Genomic DNA, 21,473 nt, shown 5'->3' with positions numbered 1-21,473 from the left:
ATCAACCAGAAGCGACGCCATCTTGCTTCAGCCAAATGATGCATCCGGCCAAATAATCCCGGGCATCGGCTGAAAGGCGGGCTATGCCGGCACGGCGGGCCAGCTCGAGTACCGGATCGTCGCTATTGTCAATCTCTTGCGCGTGGGCGTCATAAAGACTTGCGATCTCTGTGCGCGATATTTCCCTGATACTACGATCCAGGCCTGTTCTGTAGGCGACGCGTTCGCGATAACTGTCCTTCTTCCAGACGAACTCAACGCCAGTTTCGGAATGGATATCGCAATCGCCGAGACATTCTCGAACGCGCTCGGCGATGCGGCGGCCTGTTCTCTGCCAGCCATGCACAGCCGAGATCCGTCTTCCCAGCAGGGCTAACGGCAACGGACCTTCTTTCTCGACGATCCTTGTAATGAGGCTTTTCAGGATGGGATCGTAGGATCTGTCATAGAATGCTTCGGCATCGGGAGCCTGATCTTGCTCCTGCCCGAATGTACGGGACGCATTCCCGGGTGCCGCGCGCGCGACCAGGCGCTCCTGCCACTCCGTCTCGTCGGATTGCTCCTCGACGGGCAGCCGGAGCGGAATGATCTCAGCCTCATCGACCAGCCCGCCCGGTTCGTCTGTATCTTGCTCGGATGCTTCCGCCGCGGAAAGGGCCTCCTCTGGTTCGGGTACCGTTCCATCATTTCCGGAGACCTGCTCTTCGGCTTCCCGCCTGGCCGCTGCTGCGCTTCGCTCTTCCCGGTCCGCCTCCAGACGTTCTACGAGCGCAAGATGAATGCGGTCAACGACAGCCTGCCTGTTTCTGAACCAATCCGTCGACCATATCCTTAGGACGGTCCAGCCAAGTCCCTCAAGGACAGCCTGCCGGACCTTGTCTCTATCTCTTGCGGTTGCTGACCGGTGGTAGGTGGCGCCATCGCATTCGAGCCCCGCCAGATAGGCGCCGGCATGGTCTGGGTGGACAATGCCGAGATCAATGCGGAAACCGGAAACCCCGATCTGTGAGCGAACCTCCCAACCTCTTTGTTGAAGAGCAGTCTTCACGGCAGCCTCGAACGGACTTTCAACCGGACCAACCGAACCTTCGTCTTGCGCCGGCAAAGCCACGGTCCCGCGTGCGGCGAAATCGAGGAAAGCCTTGAGGTGCTTGACCCCAATCGCCTTCGTTCGTGTTAGGTCGATTTCATCCGCGGAGATCGACGCGAATATATGGAGCTCGCGCCTCGCTCGGGTCACGGCCACATTCAATCGTCTTTCACCGCCATCCCCGTTCAGCGCACCGAAAGCCATGGAGAGTTTGCCGGCAGCGTCGTGGCCGAAGGTAATCGAGAACAGCATAACATCGCGTTCATCACCCTGAATGTTTTCAAGATTCTTCACGATCACCGGCTCTTCACGGGCATCTTCAAAGAACCATTCGAGATCCGGATTGTCGCGACGCTCCGCATCGAGAAGGTCGAGGATCAGACTTTGCTGCTCGCCATTGAAGGTGATGACGCCGAGCGTTTGGCGGTCGTCTTCGGGAAGCTGCAGCCATTCATTCATCCGTGCGACGGCCATCTTGACGATGGCGCGTGCCTCGGTTTCGTTAGTGCGCCCCTTGCCGCGGGCATAGACGCCGTCAACACGATGAAGCTGGACAGCCATCGACTGGGTTTCCGGCGAGGGAAAGGTCACCAGCCTGCCGCCGTAATAGTGCCAGTTCGAAAAGGCGATGAGCGATTCATCCCGGCTGCGATAGTGCCAGTCGAGCTGCTGTGTCGGAATGCCCGCGGCTTCGACCTCATCCAGGATGGAGGAGAGATCGCGCTCGATCTCGGGCACATCTTCCTCGGAGTCGTCGCTGCGGCCAAAGAAGTTTGTGGGCGGCAATTGCTTCGGATCGCCGACGATAATCGCCTGCTTTCCACGTGCGATCGCGCCGATCGCGTCCCAGGTGGTAATCTGTGAGGCCTCGTCAAAGATCACCACATCAAAAGCGGCCTGACCGGCCGGCAGGTATTGGGCAACGGAGAGGGGCGACATCAGCACGCAAGGGGCGAGCTTCGTGAAGGTTCCAGGCATTTCCGAGATCAGCGTGCGGATTGGCATACTCGGGCGCTGCAGCGAGAGCTGATGGCGCAGCGTTCCAAGTTCCGATCGCTTTGGAACGCCGTCACGCGCGGGCAGACCATGCCGGATGCGATGCAGGACCTGACTAGCGGCAATCTCCGCAGCGCGGCTGTCGAGTGCGCGAAACTGCTTGATCCTGTCTTCGTGAGACCAATGCGTGAACCGGCGCAGACAGATTTCCGCATCCATGGCCAGTGGCAGCCACCACGCGGCATAAGCCGTTTCAAAGGCATCGGCAGCGGGCATGGCCAGCGAACCGGTTTCAAGGGCGCTGACCAGATTGTCGAGCCCGAATGTCCGCGCCTGTTCGCGGACTTCAACCCACTGCACCCAGTCGGCAAGAAAATCCTTGTTGTCGAGGATGGTCTGCAGGCCCGCGCCGAGTTCCCTCAGGGGCATTGCCTTCGGCTCCGAGCCAGTCAGCTTTGCAAAGGCGGTGGCTTCCTCATTCCAGCGGTCGTAATACTGGCGGAAGGTCGTGATCTTGTCTCTCAGATCGTCACGGCTGCGGGCCGCCAGCGCTTGTGTGGCGTTGGTCCAAACGGCAGAATCGGCAACCTCGGACGTGAACCGGTCCAGCATGTTGCGCATCGCTGTCGCTTCCGCGAGCCAACGGGCAAGGTGATCGCCATCGGTCTCGGTTCCCGCAAAGAGCGGGCAATCCTTCAGCGCGCTGGCGTCGATCTCGGCTCGGCTTTCGCGCGCCTCGCTCAGCGCCCTGATATCGCTCGCCGGGTTGGCTGCCCCCGCCGTCGCATAGGTCTGCAGAAGCTTGCGAACCGATGATTTGGCAAACACCGAGAATGGCCAGATTTTCGTCTGGGCAAGGCGCCAGTCGGCATCAAGCTTTTCAAGAGGGATCGATTTCAGCCGTTCCATCGGGTAACTGGCGGCAAGCTGTGCGGTTGCGTCCTGGTAGCCGCGTAACAGCTTGGTCAGCTGCGCAATGTCAGAGGCCAGCTTGCCGGGATCACGCGAAAGCGCCCAAGAAACATCCTCGCCATGCGCAGGGATATCGGTCAAAGCCACGAGTTTCTCAACCCGCCCTGGTGAAAGCGCCTCGTCAGGGGAGAAGCCGGCCGCAGCAGCGAGGCGCTCTGCAGCCTCGATCAATTGCACGGACAGAGCCTTCAGCGATGCCGCTTTCGCGAGAAGCTCCGCTTGCCAGGTGAACGACCAGTTATCAACGCGGACGAGATCGAGCGCCGGCCTTTCACGCACAATCTCGTGGCGTCGGCCCAATGTTTCAGACAGACGCTTCAGATAGGCATAGCTTTCCGCATCATGGGCGTCCTTGTTATCGAAACCGAGCGAGAATCCGGCGTCTCCGGCTGCGGCCTGGCCGATCGCCTGAAACACGCTGAACCCTTGCGTACCCTGAAGATGCAAAGCCTTCACATACGCATTCAGACCCTCTCGCGTGAGGACCAGGTCTTCCGTCACCTTGATCCATTCGCCGGGTGACGTATCGGAGATGCGCTCCCAGCTACGGCCAAGCTGATCGAGGACGGACTTGCGGTCCGCCTTGTTGGAATGAAGTTCGAGAACAGCATCGCCGAGGCCGTTGGCCGCCAGTCGCCTGTAAACGACATCAAGCGCCGCTGACTTTTCTGCAACGAAAAGCACTGTCTTGCCGATTGCAAGGCACTGCGAGATGATGTTCGCGATTGTCTGGCTTTTACCCGTACCCGGAGGGCCGATCAGGACGAAATCATGTCCCTCCTGGGCGGCGAGAACGGCGGCGAGCTGCGAAGAGTCGGCGGGAAGCGGCGTGAACAGATCCTTTGGCTGAATGCGTCGATCGACGTCGGCAGCGACAGGAAGGCCCTCGGTGTCTTCAGGCAAAAACGGCTCCGCCGGGCTGTCGACAAGGTGCTTGACCAGCGCGCTTTCGCGCAGACTGTCGGTCCTGTCGACGAGGTCTTTCCACATCAGGAACTTGGCGAAGGAAAAGGTCGAGAGCGCCACATCCTCGACAACTTCGAAGCCGGCGACATCTCTGACCTTGCGTCGCATGGTCTCGAAAATTCTCGGCAGATCGTAACCGCTCTCATCATGAGGGAGATCACCCTCAAGTTCGGGAATGGAGAGGGCGAAGTCCCGCTTCAGAAATTCAAGCAGCGTGAAATTGAAACGAACATCATCTTCGTGATGTTCGATGACGAAATCGGACTGTGCCGAGCGCCTTTTCAGTTTGACGGGAATGAGAACCAAAGGCGCGCGATAACTGCGGGTATCCCCTTCGGTTTTCTTCCAGCGCAGGAAGCCGGCGGCCAGAAAGAGCGTATTGGTTCCGCCTTCCTGAAGATCGCTGTTTGCGCGACGGTAGAGCTCAAGCAGCCTGTTGTTGGCCTCCTTGCCCGTCAGGGGCACGGCAATCTGTCCCTTGGCAAAAGCGTCTCGTGCGACCTCGGCCAGCATTTGCTGTTCATCGGAAATCAGAAGATCTCTGTTCCCGAGAGGATCTTCATCCTTGAGTGGCAGAGTTTTGAATTTCTTGCCGTCAGCCAGTTGATCCTCGAGTGTGGACACATCAGGGCACAGGAACGGCAGCGTCTGTTTCGTGTCCTTGAAGTTCAACAGTCGATTGCGGAGCGAAAGGTCCAGCAGTTTGCGCTGCCAGCGCGAAATCCTGTCCGCTGCAGTCTTCGGCTCCTCTTCGACCATATCATCTGGCAGCAGACCAAAATCGAGCGGTTTGGGCAGAGCGGCCGGGCTCGCAGGGATCTCTGCGCTCTGAATGGCATCGTCGGCACGATGGCTTGCAAGCGGCCTGATCCGCGCTGCGCGGGCACGTTTAATGTCGACGGCAAGCTGGAATGTGTGCTCGTTACGCTCTGCCGCGTGTTCCCGCCCCGCTGCTGCTGCTTCCTCGAAACCAACTGTCGGCCTCCTCGTAAGGAGGGTGGATTCCAGCATGACAAACTCGCGCGCGTCGGTGGCCTTGCGCACCGTCATGACGTCAGGCTCGGAAATCGTTCCGAAATCGCGGTCGGTCAGCCAGACGCCGACCCAGGCATGGCCCTCGGAAAACAGCACCACCGGGTTGAGCCCCGCAGCCTCGAAGCAGGCGGCGGCAAGCAGGGAAAGATCAAGGCAGGTGCCGAGCCCTTCGGCGCGTATGCGCGCAGGACCCCGGATCTTCTGTCCTCGCACTTCGAAGGACGCCGGCGGCATGGCATAGGTCAGGCCAAGGCCGGTGAGCGCCGACCAGATCGCGCCGGCCAGCATCCATGTCCGCGCCGGGCTGTTGGCCTGATATCCGTCGATGGCGCCGTTCTGACCTGTCGCTTCAAGAAGCTTTGCCGCATCTTTGAGAACCGCCGCCACAACGGGTTCATTCGGAGAAATATAGGCTGCAAGCAGATGGGCCATTTCGCCAATGCCGCCCCATTCGTCACGGGCAAGCATCTCGATCCGGCGTGTCTCTTCATGAAGGATCGCACCGCCAGCTTCCACCTTGAGACACAATTCGCCAATTTCGGCCTCGTTCAGGCCGGCAAGCATGGCATTGTCAAGCGGCGTGTCTAGTTGTGACAGCGCTTGCTCGCCGTCCGCAGCAATGCGGTCAATGGGCCATGTTTTCGGGCGGATGAGCGCGGGATGACATTCGAGTGAAACCCTAACATCCTCCAAGGGTATCTCGCTCAAATTTCTGAGGACAAGCCGCTTGAGAATGGAAACCCCATTTTGGGATGAAGAAAAGTTGACCCGCGATACGACGTCGAGTTCGACCTCAATAGGATCTCGAACTTCTTCAGTTGAAGTATTAAAAGAGTTTTCTTCCAACTTTTGCGCCCCCCATTGCCCGTCCTGGGAGCATCATTGCTGCACACTGACGACGAGTCAAACCCATCCAGCTACTCTTCGGTAATGGCGAATCCGTTCCGCTGCCTTCAGGTGTAAGTAAAGCGAATCACTCCCCCTTTTACGGCTCTGACGTCGCCCCCAGAGCAGCAAAAGAGCGCCAGTTCGGTTAAGCGGAAGAGGAAAATGTCCGCATGAGCCGCACTTTCTTAGTTCGAAAGCGCCGATTCTCGAAAAATGCGAAAATGTCGTGCGAGTTTCGCGAGATTTCCAGAAAAAGAAGCGGATTCTTCGAAAGATAAACCTGAGTATAGCACTTTATGCTGCTGCTTCCGCATCTGCGACGCGCTTCACCTTTTTGGCAATCATCAGATGATATGCGAAAAATGAAAATGGTTGTATTTCTTAACCGTAAAATCAATCTCAGGTTTAAATACCAGAAGAACCCACCACTCTCAGTGCGTTTTCATTCATTCAATCATTCATAGATAAGTGAAGCTGTTGACCGGAATAGTGTTACGGATAATGGCGAAAAACCGACACCCCAGAAAAGACCAGCTAAGGCATGAGCGCATCAAGTATGAGCTCGCCCGCCGAGGCTTGTCCTTGGCACAGATTGCACGTCAGGCAGGCGTCGGCATTTCGGCTGTAAGTTCCGTATCGATAGGCAGAAGCCGGTCCACCAAAATCGAACAGCATCTGGCGTCCGCCTTGAACATGGACGCCGCCCAGCTGTTTCCGGAGCGCTACCCCGACACCAGCAAAGGAGCTCCAAAATGACCTAAGCGTATCTCTGGAGCTCTGAAATAGGTTGAGGCTCGAAGGATTGCACTCCTAACGAGCCTCGTAAAATCGTGCAGCACGATCTGCCTCTTTTATCTCATAGATCTCAACAAAAGACAATAACCCCGTGCGCAGCTCTGGCTTGCGCCACGATAGCTGCTGCCTGTTTGCAGCAGAGAAAAGATAAAAGAATGAAAGACCCGAAAAAGTCCGGCGCCCAGCGCGCCCGGTCAGCGAACAATGCTGCTCAATCCACGCCGAAAAGCACAGACGCTGAAGCGAGAAAGCTAATCGAAACCATCACCCAGCAAGCACAAGAGATTGAAAATCTAAAGTGGAAACTAAAAAAGAAGTCCGATCACCTTCTGACAATGCAAAAGATGGCTTTCGGCCGGAGCAGTGAAAAGACGAGGAAGGTCAAGAAGCGAGGACTCTCGGCCAAACCGCAAACAAAGCAGAAGTCAAACGCGTCAAAAAAGAACACGAAAGGAGGAGAAGAAACTCGAAATCGAGCGTTCTCATCCTCGCTGCGCCGCGAAATGCGCATCGTGGAACCGGACCCGAAGCAGTTCTGCCCCTGCGGATGCGGGCATCGTACCTTCAAAACCGACATTCGGTCACGTCTGCACTACAAGCCGGCGGAATACTACGTCGTTGAAAGTCACTATCCGAAGTATGTCTGCCCGGCTTGTAACAAGCTCGTTCAGGCAAAAAGTCCCAAGCGCTTGCTGGGGCAATCACCGTTCGGTGAAGATGTGATTGCGCAAATCGTTGTCGCAAAATTCTCTGACTTTCTCCCGTATTATCGCCTGGAAAACATCACGGAGCGTGCCGGGCATCGAATTTCGCGTCAAACGATGCATAAACGCATGGAGGAGTTGAGTGACAAGTTGCTGTGGCTGAATCTGGCACTCAGAAAAGACATCAAAGGCAGCAGTGTTTTGTGCATGGATGAAACGACTATTCCTGTGATCCAGCGCGGTCGCGGGGAAGTCAAACGATGCTACGGCTGGGCTGTAAAACGAGATCATACGCGATGGTGCGGAAACGAGCCGCCGGCAATTGTCTACGTGTTTAAGGAATCGCGTGCGGGCTATAATGCCGTCGAAATCCTTGAGGGATTTAGCGGGCATCTGCATGTCGATGGCTATGCGGGATACAACCCCTTAACAGAAGAAGATCGCCCCGAAGGTCCCGTTGGGCTGATTTATTGCTGGACTCATGTTCGCCGGCGTTTTGAAAGAGTGATGGAAAAAGACGGTTCGAGAGCAGCAGAAACGATCAAGGAGATGATCGATAACCTTAACAATATCGAGAATAAATTTAAAGGCAAATCACCTACTGCTCGGCTCGAGGCAAGAACGAGAAAAAGCAAACCTATCGTCGACAGGATTTTTCGAAAATGCGAAAGCTTAGTCCACCAAATCCCGGAGAAGTCCAATCTTCGCAAAGAAATCAATTATACATTGAACCTTCGCGAAGGCCTGACAAAATTTCTCGAGGATGGGCGGTTCGACTTTGACAACAACTTGGTGGAGAATTCCATCCGAAAAATAGCAATCGGGCGCAACAACTTCATGTTTGCCGGTTCTATCAAAGGCGCAGAGGTGTGGCTGGCGATGACCTCGATTTGCGAAACCTGCCGGTTAAACCGCGTATCTCCAGAGCTCTATTTTGGCTGGGTGCTTGGCAGCATCAACGAGGATGTCATCAAATTACTTGAGCAGGATACCTTGTCAAAAAAGCAGGAGCGAGAATTGTTAAAATTCTTCGATAAGCTTCTTCCCTGGAATTGCCCTGTGGGGCGCTATTGATCGGAATTTCAGACCGATTTTTCGCCTGACCGCCTTTGGGTGGTCGGGCATCCGGTCAGTTCTTGTCCCTCAGCATAAAAGGTCGCCTGGTAACGCCGGCCTGCCGCACTTTTGCCGATACCCGGGCGAAAGTTAGGACGGCAGCAAAGCGCCCCCATATCGGCCATTTAGATCAGTTCCTCCGTGCACTGAAAGCGGACAAAGGGCAGTGATCAAGCAGAAGTGGTGGTATCGGGACCGAGGTGACATCAGGGGTTTAATCACTGTGCAGGTTCGGCATCCCACGCAATCTTAAGCATGTGCCGACCGACCGCGCAAAACTTCTCGCGAGATACATCGACCAGGCCCATCCGGTGCGCGGTCTGCAATTTCTCTTGGAAGTGCTGATCTTCAGGCCACCACTCACGTAGGCGCCAAGCAGCCACCATCCCATAGAACACCCGCATCTCAGGAGATGGATTTCCGAACAGGGTCTTGTAGCTGTGGATCGCGGTGTAGAGTCCCATCACGACATAATCGACTGGGAAATCGTTCTCGACACTGAAGTCCGACGATGAATGCTTTAGGAAATTGTATGGGTGCTGCAAGCTGCTGAAGAGTTTCTACTGCAAGTTAGCGGCGACGCCAGCCTCTTTCACGAATGCACGCATATCGTTCAGACCGACGCCAGCTTGGCCCTTCGACAATGCACCCATAATTTCGTTCGCCGCACTGGAGAGGAGGTGGGCCGAGAAAGGGGCTTCATCAAGCAGGAACAGACGGTCCGCCGAGTTGATCTCGGTCTCGCAGATCTCCCTGCGATTGAGCCGCAGATATTCGATTTGAGGGTTATCCTGGGCGACGGGCAAAGCCGCACGCTCATCCAATGATAACTTGCTTTTACGTCGTCCCATGAATCGATTTCCTCCGGATAGTATGGTCTTGTGATCACGAGTCTGCACCATCGGGTTTCGCCAGCAAGTTTCGGAGATTTTATGATGAAAGCGCCGGGGACTTTCTCTGAGATCGAGCAGGAAGCGATCATACTCAGCGCCGTGGTAAGCATGGTTGATGACATGGTCAATCATTCGATCTTCTGCCCGCTTGGCGAACACCGCCAAGACACTAAGCTGCTGCCGCAAACCGCCCAGTCACTGAGGCAGTTCGGCACCTTCCTACGAGACTTCTTGTCTCCGGTGACAGGGAAAGGAAAGGGGCGCCTGCCATTCGGCCTGCCTAAACCCGAAAACGGTGATCGAGCAACTGACCACACGACGCTCTATTATCTGAGCCGGATCTGCGAGAACCCGCTAATCGGTCGAGACATTGAGCGCCTGCAGCGCATCGTGACCGAGTTCAGCGACTGGCTAGAGGCCTATGCCACGGTTGATGGGGTTTGGCTGGGGAATATCGAGGTGAAGGTTGATCTCCGTATCAAGCGGATCGACTTCATTCGGATCAGCGGCGACATCGGGAAGCACAACTTTCTGCGCCTTGGTGGGCAGGTTAATCGACTGCGAACGATCCTGGCGGAGAACGGCGTCATCATCGACGAGAGTGACGCATACCTCGCGCTTCCGGACTGTTGGGACTGGTTTCACACCAACCTGCTGGCCTATCACGCAAGCACGATTGCAGAGTTCTTGAACAACATCAGATATGCGATCCGGCTCTACATAACGCCTGTGGCTAAAGCTCAGTACCAGGCGACAGGCAATTTCGATGGGATTGAGATCTTCACATTCGAACGACCCGATACGATCGTGAACAAATTCGCTTGGGCACAATATTTCGATCTGCTTCAAGGTTCTCTGAGACAAGCGAACTTCCCGCCATTCGGTGTTTCTCAGTCTTTCAAAAGACGGTTTTGATCATGAGGCAGTGCATGGCTGAATCCTTCGATTCACTGATGATCACGCGCCAAGCTCGAAGTCGCGGAAGAGGCTGCCATCTGTACCGGCTGGGTTTTCGACACCCTGGATCAGAGCAGTTTTTGCAGTTCGGAATTGAGATGGGCAAATCCCTCGATGACACCATCGAACACGTGGTCCAAGGCTCGACCATAGCCGTGGTTGACCGCCGCGGTGTCGAAACCGAGAGCTTCCAGCCCGCTCAGAACATCACCCGTATTATGCGCATCTGCGATTCGCAGATCGTTGTTCACGAACAGAGCAGCGAGCGCCGAATTGCGGTTCGTCAGGTCATCGGGTTCGGGGTTTGAGCCGAAAGCATCGACCTGTTCGCCATCAGAGTTCAGCCGTTCCAAAACGTTCGATAAAGCCTGCATCAACTTCAGGCTGCCCAGGTCCTTGACGTCCTTGCGAGCATGACCAGCCTTCACAAGCAGGTCACGCAAGATTCCATTCGGTATTCGTTGCCAGAGTTCATGGATGCTCTTGCACCTGGAGAGGAATGCCTGCTCAGTCATGGACAAGGGCGCCACCTGTGCGAGGCGCGAGAGTTCAGGATAGTGCAGCCAACCGTTCTTCCCAAGCTCCACACGGGAAAGCCCAACGATTGCTTCCGCCGTCGACTGGATGCCCAGAACCTCGCTAAGGGCGGACAAACCATCTCCCAGGTCGAGAAGCTGAGCCACGAACCTGTTCGCCTTGGCGACAATGTGCTCCTCGTTCTGATCGAATGCTGCGACCTGCGGCGGGTCCAACGCGAATGCGTGTGCGTGGACGATCTCGCGATCAGGCTTCGGTTTGTACAGTTCGCGTGTGGGTATCCTGATCAAGTTGCGACCAACACGAACGCAGTCTGTGAAGCTCCACTGCCCAAGATAAGATGGGCTGCAATGCCACAGCCCATAGACTTTGACGGGCGTTGTATCGAAGAAGCTGCTCTGTTCGTACCGCTCGAGAAATCGGTCGTCCAAGTACACGGGTTCTAAGTTCACCAACGCGTCCGCCTTCGGGTGGGTCATAGGCTCATTCGCGCCGGGCCACATCAATCCATCGGCAGTCTGTTCCGGACAAGGTTCTGGTGTAACCGCAGCCACGGAGGCCCAAACCTGAACGAGCAAACCGCTGTTGAATTCCCGGATGTCCAGTCGATACCATCCACCACTCGGCGCAAGTACGACATGAGATTGACCCGCCATAAGTGAACGCAATTCTTGGCTGTCGGGCAGCAGGGCCTCGTAGAAGAAGACCCTGACACCGTACGCTCCCCTCATCCATAAGTACCGTCTCAGATACTCATTAGACATCGTCCACTGAACATCTCGCTGAGCCGAGAAGTAGTACTGCGTCGTGATTTCTCCCTCGGCAACGCCGAACTCAGGCAGGGACAGATCGTCGTAAATTATCCGTTGCTGAGCTCCTCCCAAAGTTCGAGAGGATAGACCCAATGCCATCCAGACTTTCTCGGCTAGGGCGTAGCTGTAGAAGGAGCCACTCCCCCAAGAAGCGACGATATAGTCATGACCCGAAATGGAGGGGGCGAACGTCGGCAGGCCGCCTTGACGTTCTATGTCGGGCACCGAGAAGGAAACAACACCATTGCTCGCCTCGTTGACGACGCCCAAAGATGCGAGTGCGCCCTCAGGCACTACAGCCATGATCATGTGGAGGTATTCGCGGTTGGGTCCGTATTGGTCCTTATCCAAACGTGTCGTCACCTCGACCCGTAGTGCCGGGTTATCACCGACAGGCCCCAGCAATGCCTGGAGCCTCGGAGGTAGGATCACCGTCGGGATAGGGAACTGGTCCAGATAATCGATCAACACATCGCTATTCCAATGCCATCGGTTTGCTTCTGCCATCTGCTAAGCCGCAACGCACACGAAAGCTCTCGTGTCGAGCTGTGGATGCCGAGCGGGTGGTTGCTCCCGAGAGCAACCAACGCCTCCGAAGCGGCAGGGTGACGGCCGCCATCTCATCTTGCCTGCCGAAAAGCCGACAGTCCACTACCGCCCCCGACCCTGCCGGCCACATGAGCACCCGATAATATGCACGATTGGTCACGTCAGGCGTTAGCGGGCGGTTCTGGTCGCTGCGCTTGCATTATATGCCACGACACATAAATGGTCTCGCCGCACCCCTTACAATCGACGTGAATCTGTTGATCAATCCTGAGCTTCTCAACCAGACGCTTGGGAATGTCGTGATTTTCTCTGCAGGCGCGACAGACAATCGCAAAGGTTCTGCGTATGAAGGACGTATCAGACTGCACGAAGTCATAGCTTTCATCACAACCTGGGTTTATGCAGTTAATGGTCTGACCGTCGCTCAACAGCTCAAGCCGTCGCTTGTTCGTTGAGTCGCAGCTACATTTAAAAGAAACCACCTCGCCCATGCCAGAAGACATCAATGTGCCTTCGGAAATTAGCTTAATTTCCTCAAGAGCTTCTTTGACCTTGGACGCTATTGCTTGAATGTCGCCGTATTGCCTAACGGTCGCATCTTTCGAGATCGGGATTTCGATATGCAGGGCGAGGTTCGCAAGTCCGTGCCATAGCTGCCCGAGCTTGTTGGGTGCGAAGCCGACTTGAGTGCCGACGCGAAGCCACTCCATCGCCTCGTAATCCTCACGAGTAGGCGGAGGAGAACCTTCTGGCATAGGCTCCCGCGCTATTAGCAGCGTAAAGGTCTTGGCGGCTTCGGCATCAACTTCTTGAATGAGCGTCTTAACAATTTCTCTTGGCTGCCACTTCCTCAGATCATCGTTAGAAATGTAATCGTGTGCTAACCGGAGACGTTCATAGCAAATTCTCTCAATAGCCAAACGGCACTCAAGGGCGGCATAGGTAACACTTGCTTCAGTATTTTCTTCGAGAAGTTTCTCAATCTGTGAAATCGTTGGTTTCAAATTGATCATGGCCATCCGCCTCGCAAGCATTCATCCGAGATGAACCTACGCTATCCAATAACAGCTTCCAATTAAATGCATGTTGCAATGTAGGCTCCGATGCCTCGCATATTTGAGATTGGAGCAAAAGTCTGACTTGACGGGTCGCGAGTCAGGGTCAACCTCTATTGCTTGACGTCGCCTGTAGGCCGAATACGACTAAGTGCAGATGTCTGCTTCGCCAATTGCTGGGGCAAAACCCGCCATTCCGAATACGGCCCCGATTCTGTCGGTCCGGAAGGCGCCCCCTTAGCGGCCATTTGGCCTCGGTCGACACTCTCCCAAAACGTGCCGTCCGCTCGTCTCTTGGATCGTTTGCCGGAAAGCGGCCGCATATAGGGCGGATGACGTTCCGACGAATCAGGTGTAGGATTTAAAAAATACAACATAAAAATGCATGACGTTTTGGGGGGGGCGCTTTGAAGATTTACGCCGTGTCGATTGAGAATTTCCGGGGCATCAGTTCATCCAAGCTGGTTCTGCCCGATCATGCCGTCCTAATTGGCGATAACAACACCGGCAAGTCCTCCGTTCTCGAAGCTATAGATCTTGCGATTGGGCCGGATCGACTGAGCCGCCGACCTCCTGTCGACGAGCACGATTTCTATGAGGGCAAGTATCTGCCCGTGGCTCCGACTCCGGCCGAAGATGGCGCAGCCCCAGCAGAGCAGCAGCCCGCTCCGCAAATCACCGTAGAGGTCACGATCATCGGGCTGTCGGAGGAGCAGGAAGCCCGATTTGGAGGCAATATCGAGTGGCTAAACGTAGAGACCGGAGAATTTTTCACGGAAGCGAATCCCGCTGGCGTGGATGCGGCGAACATCAAGACGGCGCTGCGCGTCACGTTCATCGGCGCATATGACGGCGAAGAGGACGATTTTGTTGGCAATACCTATTACGCGCGCAGCTTGACGGAGGAAGACACTCCCGTACCCTTCTCCAAGAAGGACAAGCAGCACTGCGGTTTCCTCTTCCTGCGCTCGCTACGTACGGGCTCGCGCGCTCTAAGCCTGGAGCATGGCAGCCTGCTCGACATCATCTTGCGGCTGAAGGAAATCCGGCCGCAAATGTGGGAAGGTACGATCAGTACGCTCGCCGAATTCGATGTCGCGAGTGACTCCGCGATCGGCATTTCGGGCGTACTCGAGAGTATCGACAAATCGCTGAAGAAATATGTGCCGCGGGAATGGGGCGTGAAGCCGCATCTCAAGGTCTCGAACCTCACGCGCGAGCATCTGCGCAAAATCGTGACCGCCTTCATAGCCACCGGAGATGGTGCACATGCCGCACCCTTCTTCCGGCAGGGCACCGGCACGATCAACATGCTGGTGCTGGCGATGCTGTCGCAGATCGCCGAGGACAAGCAGAACGTCATCTTCGCGATGGAGGAGGTCGAGACCGCGATTCCGCCCTATGCCCAGAAGCGGATTGTTCACGAACTGCGCAAGCTGGCGGCCCAATCGATCGTCACCTCGCACTCGCCCTATGTCCTTGAGGAATTCAAGCACGACGAGACCGTGATCCTGTCGCGGGCGAATGATGGCATCCTCAAGCAGGCGCAGATCGCGCTGCCCGACAGCGTGAAGCACAAGCGCTATCGCCAGGAGTTTCGGACACGCTTTTGCGAGGGCCTGCTGTCCCGCCGTGTTCTCATCGCCGAGGGCGCCACCGAAGCAAGTGCATTTCCGGTCGCGGCACGCCGGCTCTTCGAACTAAATAACGGCGTCTATGCCTCGTTGGAAGCACTTGGGATCTGCATCATTGATGCGGGCACCGAGTCGCAGATCGCCGATCTCGCTGGGCTCTATAAGGGTCTCGGCAAGCGGACGTTCGCACTGTGCGACAAGCAGACCGCCCCTGCGAAGGCCGCTATCGAAGCCCAGGTCGAGCGTCTGTTCATGCACGAGGAAAAGGGCATCGAGGATCTGATCCTCAAGAATACGACCCAGGCCGCACTTGAGCGCTTTTCCGATGCACTCGACTGGCCACAGCACCTATCGCTGAAATACCCTCATCCGAAGGCCAACCTGATCTCCGCGCTAACGGAGTATTTCGGGTGGGCGAAGGGTAACTGGGGTATCGCTGATTTCCTCGGCCAATGTTCCGAGGCTGAAATCCCGGCCTGGATTCGCGACACCTGCGTAACCCTCAAGGACTCTGCGATCCGCCGCCGGAGCCAGCGCAGGGAAATGGCGCGGACGCCACCGTTGAGCCCGGCGAATAGAGGAACGCATGGTCGATCTGACTCCCGCGCAGAAGGAAGTTCTGAAGGAAGGCGGGCACCAGCTCGTAGTGGGTGGGCCTGGCTCCGGCAAGACCACCGTTTCCGTTTTGCAGGCGGCGAAGATCACACGTGAGAAACTCAGGCCGGGGCAGCGCATCCTGTTCCTGAGTTTCGCGCGTGCAACGGTTTCGCGCGTCTTCGATGCGATCGACGAAGAGCAGTCCGTTACGCAGGAGGAAAAGAAGCGGATCGAGGTCGATACCTATCACTCGTTCTTCTGGCGCATTCTCAAGGCGCACGGCTATCTGGTCGGGTTTCCGCGCCGCATGACAATTCTGACGCCCTCTAACGAGGCGATCGCGCTGTCAGCGATCCGGGGCGCCTTCAAGAGGCCATCCAAGCTTTCGGACGAGGAGAAGGCACAGAAGGCCGCGCTGGAGATTGCCGAGCGGATGCGACTGGCTACCGAGGAAGGCAAGATTTGCTTCGACCTGTTCGCGGAGCGCGTGGCCTTCCTGCTGCACGGCTCCGCCAAGGTCCGCGATCTCGTATCGACTATGTATCCCTTCATCATCCTCGACGAGTTTCAGGATACCAGCACCCAACAGTGGCGCGCGGTAGAGGCAATCGGAAAGAGCAGCACGCTGATCGCACTGGCCGACCCCGAACAGCGCATCTTTGATTTCATCGGCGCAGACCCGGAGCGCCTCGACCACTTTAGGGAGGCTTTCAAGCCTTCCGAGCACGATTTGGCCGGGGACAACCATCGCAGCAAGGGAACAGATATTGCCTTGTTCGGCAATCACCTCCTTACCGGCCGATTTCGGAAAGAAGCGTATCAGGGAATCGATTACGAGGGTTTTGCCTCGAATCCTAATCAGGCTTTCGCCTCGCTTGTCGCTCAGGTTCTGAAAGCGCGTAGCCGGCTAATCGCGACGGGACGCCGGGACTGGTCTCTTGCGATTCTGGTGCCGACGAAGCGTATGACCCGGCTGGTCTCCGACTATCTGCGCGAGCCCTTCGGCAACGTGCCTCCCATCGCACACACGGCCGCCGTCGACATGGAAGGCCCGATCCTGGCGGCGGAGGTGATTGCCTTTCTCCTCCAGCAGCGAAGTCATGCCGGCTGCTTTGACGAATTCGTTGATGTGCTTTGCAGCTATTTCAGCGGTCGAGGGGGCCAGGCGCCAACTAAGGGCGATCTGACGGAAGCGGCGCGTTTCCGCGCGGCGCTGGGCAAATGGAATGACTGCCTAGTGAAGGGAAAGGCCGTTCCGGCGAACAGCGTCTTGCAAGCCACGTTCGCGGTCCACGCCGCTGCAACGGCTGTTGCGCTGACTGGCCAGCCCGACGGCGACTGGGCCGCCGTCCGAGCGGTGCTCGAGGCTGGGGGCTGCACTCGGCTCGCCGAGGTTGCGAAGGAGGCGCGCAACGTCCGGCTCCTCGAACGCGGAACGCAGCTCCGGCAAAGCCTGTCGCAGGACTGGCGCGATAACGGCTCATATAAGAACGCGCTGGCGGTCACTCGCCAAGCGTTTGTGCAGGAGCATTTCGCAACCGCTCACAAGCCGGAGTCGGGTGTCGTTGTGATGAACATGCACAAGGCTAAGGGTAAGCAGTTCGATGAGGTTATCATCTTCGAAGGATGGCCGAAGCGACATAATGGCGAGATCGTCGGCAACCCGGATCGCATTATGGGCGGCAATGTACGCGCGGGGGCGATTACGCAAGCTCGCCAGAATTTCCGCGTGAGCGTGACGCGCGCGAAAACTCGCACAACGATCATGTCGCCCAACGACGACGTTTGTGTCCTCCTTATCCCTGATGATTGAAGCTACGCTGCGGTCGTTGTGTGGGCTTCTGTCACCCACTTTCTGGCTTGAAAAAATAGTTAATTTTTTGTTTTGATAAAATTTTCAAGTCTTTGTTTTTTAACGATTAACATCGTTAACTAGGGGAGTTAGAGACGCTTACACTTCTTCCGCATCCTGCAGCGGCACTTTCCGCAGTTCATGGATACGCTCCGCTTCCAGATCTCCGGAAGGCGGGAGTTCGAACGGCTGATGAAGACCGACCCGACGACGTTGACCGATCTCGAACGCGCCGCCCGCTTCCTCTATCTCCAGCGCCTCGCCTTCGGCGGCAAGGTGTCGGGGCGCAACTTCGGCGTCAGCAAGACCACCGGCGCGCGCTTCAACCTCGTCAAACTCGCCTCGACGCTGGAGGACATCCACGAACGCCTCGCCGGCGTCGTCATCGAATGCCTGCCCTGGCAGGACTTCATCCGCCGCTATGACCGGCCCGGCATGCTGTTCTATCTCGATCCGCCCTATTGGGGAAACGAGGCCGACTATGGCGCGGGCGTCTTCGGCCGGGAGGACTTCGAGGCGATGGCGGAGGTTTTAAGTGGCCTTCAGGGCACCTTCATCCTGTCCTTAAATGCCGTTCAAGGCGTCTTCGAAACCTTCTCACGGTTCGACATCGAGGAGGTCGATTGCACCTATTCGATCTCGGAGGGGAATGGGAAGGGCGTGAAGGAGGTCATCATAACGCCAGCAAAGACTTTGCACGTCGCGGCCGAATGAGCTCTTCTAACTGCGAAGGCAGAACAAATCTAATGTGGAATTGAACCAACTTGCCCGCTCTGACAATCTACGGTCATTGAAAAGGAGCCGACACGTTGGTGGTATTTTCTCGAAGACGAATCCAGTCGATGCTTGATGAAACCTCTGGTCTCTTAGAAGAGAAACGCGCCGACCTTGCCGGTCGCCTTAATGACAAACGCGCCGAAAATTCACTTCCCGCGGAGTTGGAACTGGCAATGTTCTGGATGCTCCGAAACGAAGGGGATGTTGAGCTGGAACCGTATTGGTGGTCTGAGGGAAAAAAGCCGGACCTTTATATCGATCAGTGGATAGATGGGTTACCTGCAATTATTGAAGTCACAGCGCTAGGCGACAACTCACTCTCGCATGAAGGGCTGATGGATCAATGCGCTCAAAAAATCGCAGAGGTCGCCAATCAGCATCAGAAGGGAGCAGGCAGCTATCTGTACTTCACATTTCATGAATCGGGAGTTCTGAATCGAGGGAGACTGACTCGCGAAGTAGCAGCCCCGAAAGGATACGAGGTTTCAACTGAAGCCGCCAAAAAGATCCAACATTGGCTCGCTTCGGACCCAAAGCCCAATGAACGCCTTCAGCTTTCAGATCGGGGGCTATCGGTTTTCATTTCGAAAGAAGCACACAAGCAATCTCGATATCATAACATCCATACTTCCCGGCCACCTAGAACCTATTCAGAAACTGACAACCAGATTTATGCCACTCTTGTGCAAAAAGCCAAACAGGTGAGAGAAGCAGCGTCTGGAACGCTGCGTGTCATTTTTCTTTTGGATGGCGGGTCGAGGTTCCTTCAGGAAGCAGCAGAAAATCGGCGACGGATAAAATCCGAGCGCGACGTAACAGCCCAAACAATTATCGATCGATTTCTGCGCGACAAAGCGGGAAGCGTTGACGCCGTTGTTCTTATTGTCCCGCTCAAACGGTATCGCTCGTCAGGTAAACCACAACGTCGTTGGGCCACCACCGTCTTTGCAAATGATTTGGAAACAAAAAATGCTCTAAAGGAAAAAATGGAAAAACTTGTCGCCGAATTGCCGCTACCTCGGTTTGGTGGGCCAAATGCTCGTTCGTTGAGCAGGCAAGGAGCCACTAACCATAAAAGAAGCTGGAATCTTGGGACGGAAATTTCTTGGAGGCGCAACGAGATGACCTACAAAATTTCTAGCAGAGCTCTGCAGGACTTTTTGTCGCGAAAAATTGACGAGAGGACGTTCAGAAACTTGATCGGCGATCGTGATGATGGCCCAAACATGAAGCGCTTTATTGAGCAGGGTTTTACCATCAAATCCGCGAGCTTCGAGGCTGGCGGTGTCGACAAAGATGACGACTACATAGTTTTTGAATTTGGTTGCGATGCAGCCGCAGCCCCATTCAAATGAGCTCATCTACATAACAAGTACAGCATTGGAGACCGACACAAGCAAGTTGCCTATAAGGCCCTGAACGGAGAACCGATTGCTGCAAAACCAGCTGTCAAAATTGCAAAACCGCGCGTCACGCTACAAGCGCGTCACGCTACACACGCTACACTCATTATGGTGCGCGTGGAGGGACTCGAACCCCCACACCTTGCGGCGGCAGGACCTAAACCTGCTGCGTCTACCAATTCCGCCACACGCGCAATACCGCTCCACGGTTCAGGCAACCGGAGGGACGATGTCGCGAAGCCTATTATGCGATGCAGGCGGGGGATGCAAGCCGATATCGTGAGACGACGGTCAGGGCGACGGACGTTCAACTGTCATGGCAGCGATAGACAGAAACGCCCTTTCCGCCCTGATATAACTACCTATGGTAGCATTTTTCGCTCGAAAAGCCAATTTCGGGTGACTGGTGTCGGCCGCAACCGACCTTCACGGTGTCAGCCGTCATTTTCCTGGTCATGGTGAGCCTGATCAAAGCGGGATTTGACGTCGTCGATGATCATCATCAAAGCCTCCCGCTTGGACTGGCATTCCTTGTCGCGACCATAACGCTCAATGAATTCAGAATGTTCGGTCGTTATGACCGTTGAAAGGCTGGTCAATCCGCGCTTGCGGAAGCCCCGCCGGAAATTGCGCATGTAACGATTCCACGCTTCCCTCTCTTCATCGGACCTGGTGCTTTTCTGATCCTGATTTTCGACTTCATTTCGACCCATAGCCAACCTCTCCTGTCTGCTAATGCTTCCAACCTTCCCGATCTCTCAGACGATTTTTAATTATAAACCCCAATCTTAATAAGTAAAGATTTCTAATTTAGGATTTATTTACTTGTATATTACGAATCGTTAATTGAATAATCCAGATCACTCGTAAATATAAATCGATATAACATTAAACAATTTGCGTTAAATTCATGATTTGTATATCTCACTTGTCATCAAGCGGAAATTTCTTCATAGCAAGTGTTCGGAATACCATGTTCGCTTCCAAGCTTTCGATGGCGCTCCCGCGGCAGGAGCCATCTTAGGTTGTATTTGTTATATAGGATAATATTCCTATCTTGCAAGTACTCTATGGGTGTCGGCGGGCGCAATTGTGCCCGACCGTCGAAATGGCCCAGGTTCCTGCAATCAGTTGGGGGGATATGGAGGCCGCGTTTGCTCAGATCACGCGGGGCACGACCTGTCCGTCATCGAGCGTTACCTGCCGGTCCATGCGGGCGGCAAGGTCGAGATTGTGGGTGGCGATCAGGGCCGAGAGGCCGGATTGCCGCACAAGCGCCTCCAGCGCTTCGAAAACATAGGATGCCGTCTGCGGATCGAGATTGCCGGTGGGCTCGTCGGCAAGCAGCAGACGCGGCGCGTTGGCCACCGCGCGGGCAATCGCCACGCGCTGCTGCTCGCCGCCGGAAAGCTCGGCCGGGCGATGTTCGGCGCGATGGCGGATGCGCAGATAGTCCAGCATCTCGTCGGCGCGGGCCCCCGCCTCTTGCGGCGGCAGCCCCGCGATCAGCTGCGGCAGCATGATGTTTTCGCGCGCCGAAAACTCGGGCAGCAGATGGTGAAACTGGTAGACGAAGCCGATGTCGTTGCGGCGCAGCGTGGTGCGCTCATCGTCGGAAAGCGCGGTCGCATCCCGCCCGCCGAGCATGACCTCACCCGAAGTCGGCTTTTCCAGAAGGCCGGCGATCTGCAGCAGCGTCGATTTGCCCGTGCCCGACGGCGCGACCAGGGCCACCATCTCGCCGGGCATCAGCGACAGCGAGGCGCCCTTGAGCACCTGCAGGACGGAATCGCCCTGCCCGTATTCCCGCGCGATATCGCGCAACTGAAGTGCGGGAGTGGTCAA

The 21,473-nt window shown here is 55.9% G+C and carries 13 protein-coding genes, 1 tRNA gene and 1 pseudogene; 7 read left to right on the top strand and 8 right to left on the bottom strand.

Going from position 1 to position 21,473, the window contains the following annotated elements; all coding sequences use genetic code 11:
* Position 1: 1 nt before the first annotated feature.
* Positions 2–5,905, bottom strand: coding sequence for a DUF3320 domain-containing protein (locus V6765_RS11250; RefSeq protein ID WP_448428718.1), 5,904 nt, complete (start codon positions 5,903–5,905; stop codon positions 2–4).
* Positions 5,906–6,448: 543 nt separating this feature from the next.
* Between V6765_RS11250 and V6765_RS11245 the strand changes: the two genes are divergently transcribed.
* Together V6765_RS11245 and tnpC are read left to right on the top strand one after the other, a co-directional pair.
* The gene (locus V6765_RS11245) at positions 6,449–6,703 is read left to right on the top strand and encodes a helix-turn-helix domain-containing protein (protein ID WP_448428716.1); all 255 of its coding nucleotides are present in this window, start codon (positions 6,449–6,451) and stop codon (positions 6,701–6,703) included.
* A gap of 194 nt (positions 6,704–6,897) precedes the next feature.
* The gene (gene tnpC / locus V6765_RS11240) at positions 6,898–8,520 is read left to right on the top strand and encodes an IS66 family transposase (RefSeq protein ID WP_448428714.1); all 1,623 of its coding nucleotides are present in this window, start codon (positions 6,898–6,900) and stop codon (positions 8,518–8,520) included.
* A gap of 260 nt (positions 8,521–8,780) precedes the next feature.
* Here the strand turns inward: tnpC and V6765_RS11235 are convergent, their stop codons facing one another.
* Both V6765_RS11235 and V6765_RS11230 read right to left on the bottom strand, forming a co-directional pair.
* Positions 8,781–9,026: a hypothetical protein gene (locus V6765_RS11235; RefSeq protein WP_448428712.1), complete on the bottom strand. Its 246-nt coding sequence runs from the start codon at positions 9,024–9,026 to the stop codon at positions 8,781–8,783.
* A gap of 96 nt (positions 9,027–9,122) precedes the next feature.
* On the bottom strand, positions 9,123–9,413 hold the full coding sequence (locus tag V6765_RS11230; protein ID WP_448428711.1) for a hypothetical protein: 291 nt from the start codon (positions 9,411–9,413) through the stop codon (positions 9,123–9,125).
* A gap of 81 nt (positions 9,414–9,494) precedes the next feature.
* On the opposite strand from V6765_RS11230, the gene V6765_RS11225 reads away from it, so the two are divergent.
* A complete protein-coding gene (locus tag V6765_RS11225; protein WP_448428709.1) occupies positions 9,495–10,370 on the top strand; it encodes a hypothetical protein in 876 nt (291 codons plus the stop codon).
* Between the two features lie 110 nt (positions 10,371–10,480).
* Here the strand turns inward: V6765_RS11225 and V6765_RS11220 are convergent, their stop codons facing one another.
* Positions 10,481–12,268: a hypothetical protein gene (locus V6765_RS11220; protein WP_448428707.1), complete on the bottom strand. Its 1,788-nt coding sequence runs from the start codon at positions 12,266–12,268 to the stop codon at positions 10,481–10,483.
* A 203-nt stretch (positions 12,269–12,471) separates the two neighbouring features.
* Complete coding sequence (locus V6765_RS11215; protein ID WP_448428705.1) at positions 12,472–13,323, bottom strand: hypothetical protein; 852 nt, start codon at positions 13,321–13,323, stop codon at positions 12,472–12,474.
* Between the two features lie 449 nt (positions 13,324–13,772).
* Between V6765_RS11215 and V6765_RS11210 the strand changes: the two genes are divergently transcribed.
* The 4 genes and pseudogenes from V6765_RS11210 (at position 13,773) to V6765_RS11195 (ending at position 19,580) form a co-directional block, all read left to right on the top strand.
* On the top strand, positions 13,773–15,710 hold the full coding sequence (locus V6765_RS11210) for an ATP-dependent nuclease (RefSeq protein ID WP_448428703.1): 1,938 nt from the start codon (positions 13,773–13,775) through the stop codon (positions 15,708–15,710).
* The gene (locus V6765_RS11205) at positions 15,595–17,409 is read left to right on the top strand and encodes a UvrD-helicase domain-containing protein (RefSeq protein ID WP_448428808.1); all 1,815 of its coding nucleotides are present in this window, start codon (positions 15,595–15,597) and stop codon (positions 17,407–17,409) included. Before V6765_RS11210 ends, V6765_RS11205 begins: the two co-directional genes overlap by 116 nt.
* A gap of 141 nt (positions 17,410–17,550) precedes the next feature.
* Positions 17,551–18,162 (top strand): annotated as a pseudogene (locus tag V6765_RS11200) (DNA adenine methylase); the annotation flags it as partial.
* Positions 18,163–18,290: 128 nt separating this feature from the next.
* A complete protein-coding gene (locus tag V6765_RS11195) occupies positions 18,291–19,580 on the top strand; it encodes a hypothetical protein (RefSeq protein WP_448428701.1) in 1,290 nt (429 codons plus the stop codon).
* Positions 19,581–19,737: 157 nt separating this feature from the next.
* On the opposite strand, the gene V6765_RS11190 is transcribed toward V6765_RS11195, so the two are convergent.
* The 3 genes from V6765_RS11190 to V6765_RS11180 form a co-directional block, all read right to left on the bottom strand.
* Positions 19,738–19,822: transfer RNA gene (locus V6765_RS11190), tRNA-Leu, on the bottom strand.
* 240 nt (positions 19,823–20,062) lie between these two features.
* On the bottom strand, positions 20,063–20,341 hold the full coding sequence (locus V6765_RS11185) for a hypothetical protein (RefSeq protein ID WP_448428699.1): 279 nt from the start codon (positions 20,339–20,341) through the stop codon (positions 20,063–20,065).
* 445 nt (positions 20,342–20,786) lie between these two features.
* The gene (locus V6765_RS11180) at positions 20,787–21,473 is read right to left on the bottom strand and encodes an ABC transporter ATP-binding protein (RefSeq protein ID WP_448428697.1); all 687 of its coding nucleotides are present in this window, start codon (positions 21,471–21,473) and stop codon (positions 20,787–20,789) included.

This window comes from Martelella sp. FOR1707, from assembly GCF_053484265.1.
The sequence above is the reverse complement of the archived record's forward strand: the minus strand, read 5'-3'. Positions and strand labels throughout refer to the sequence as shown.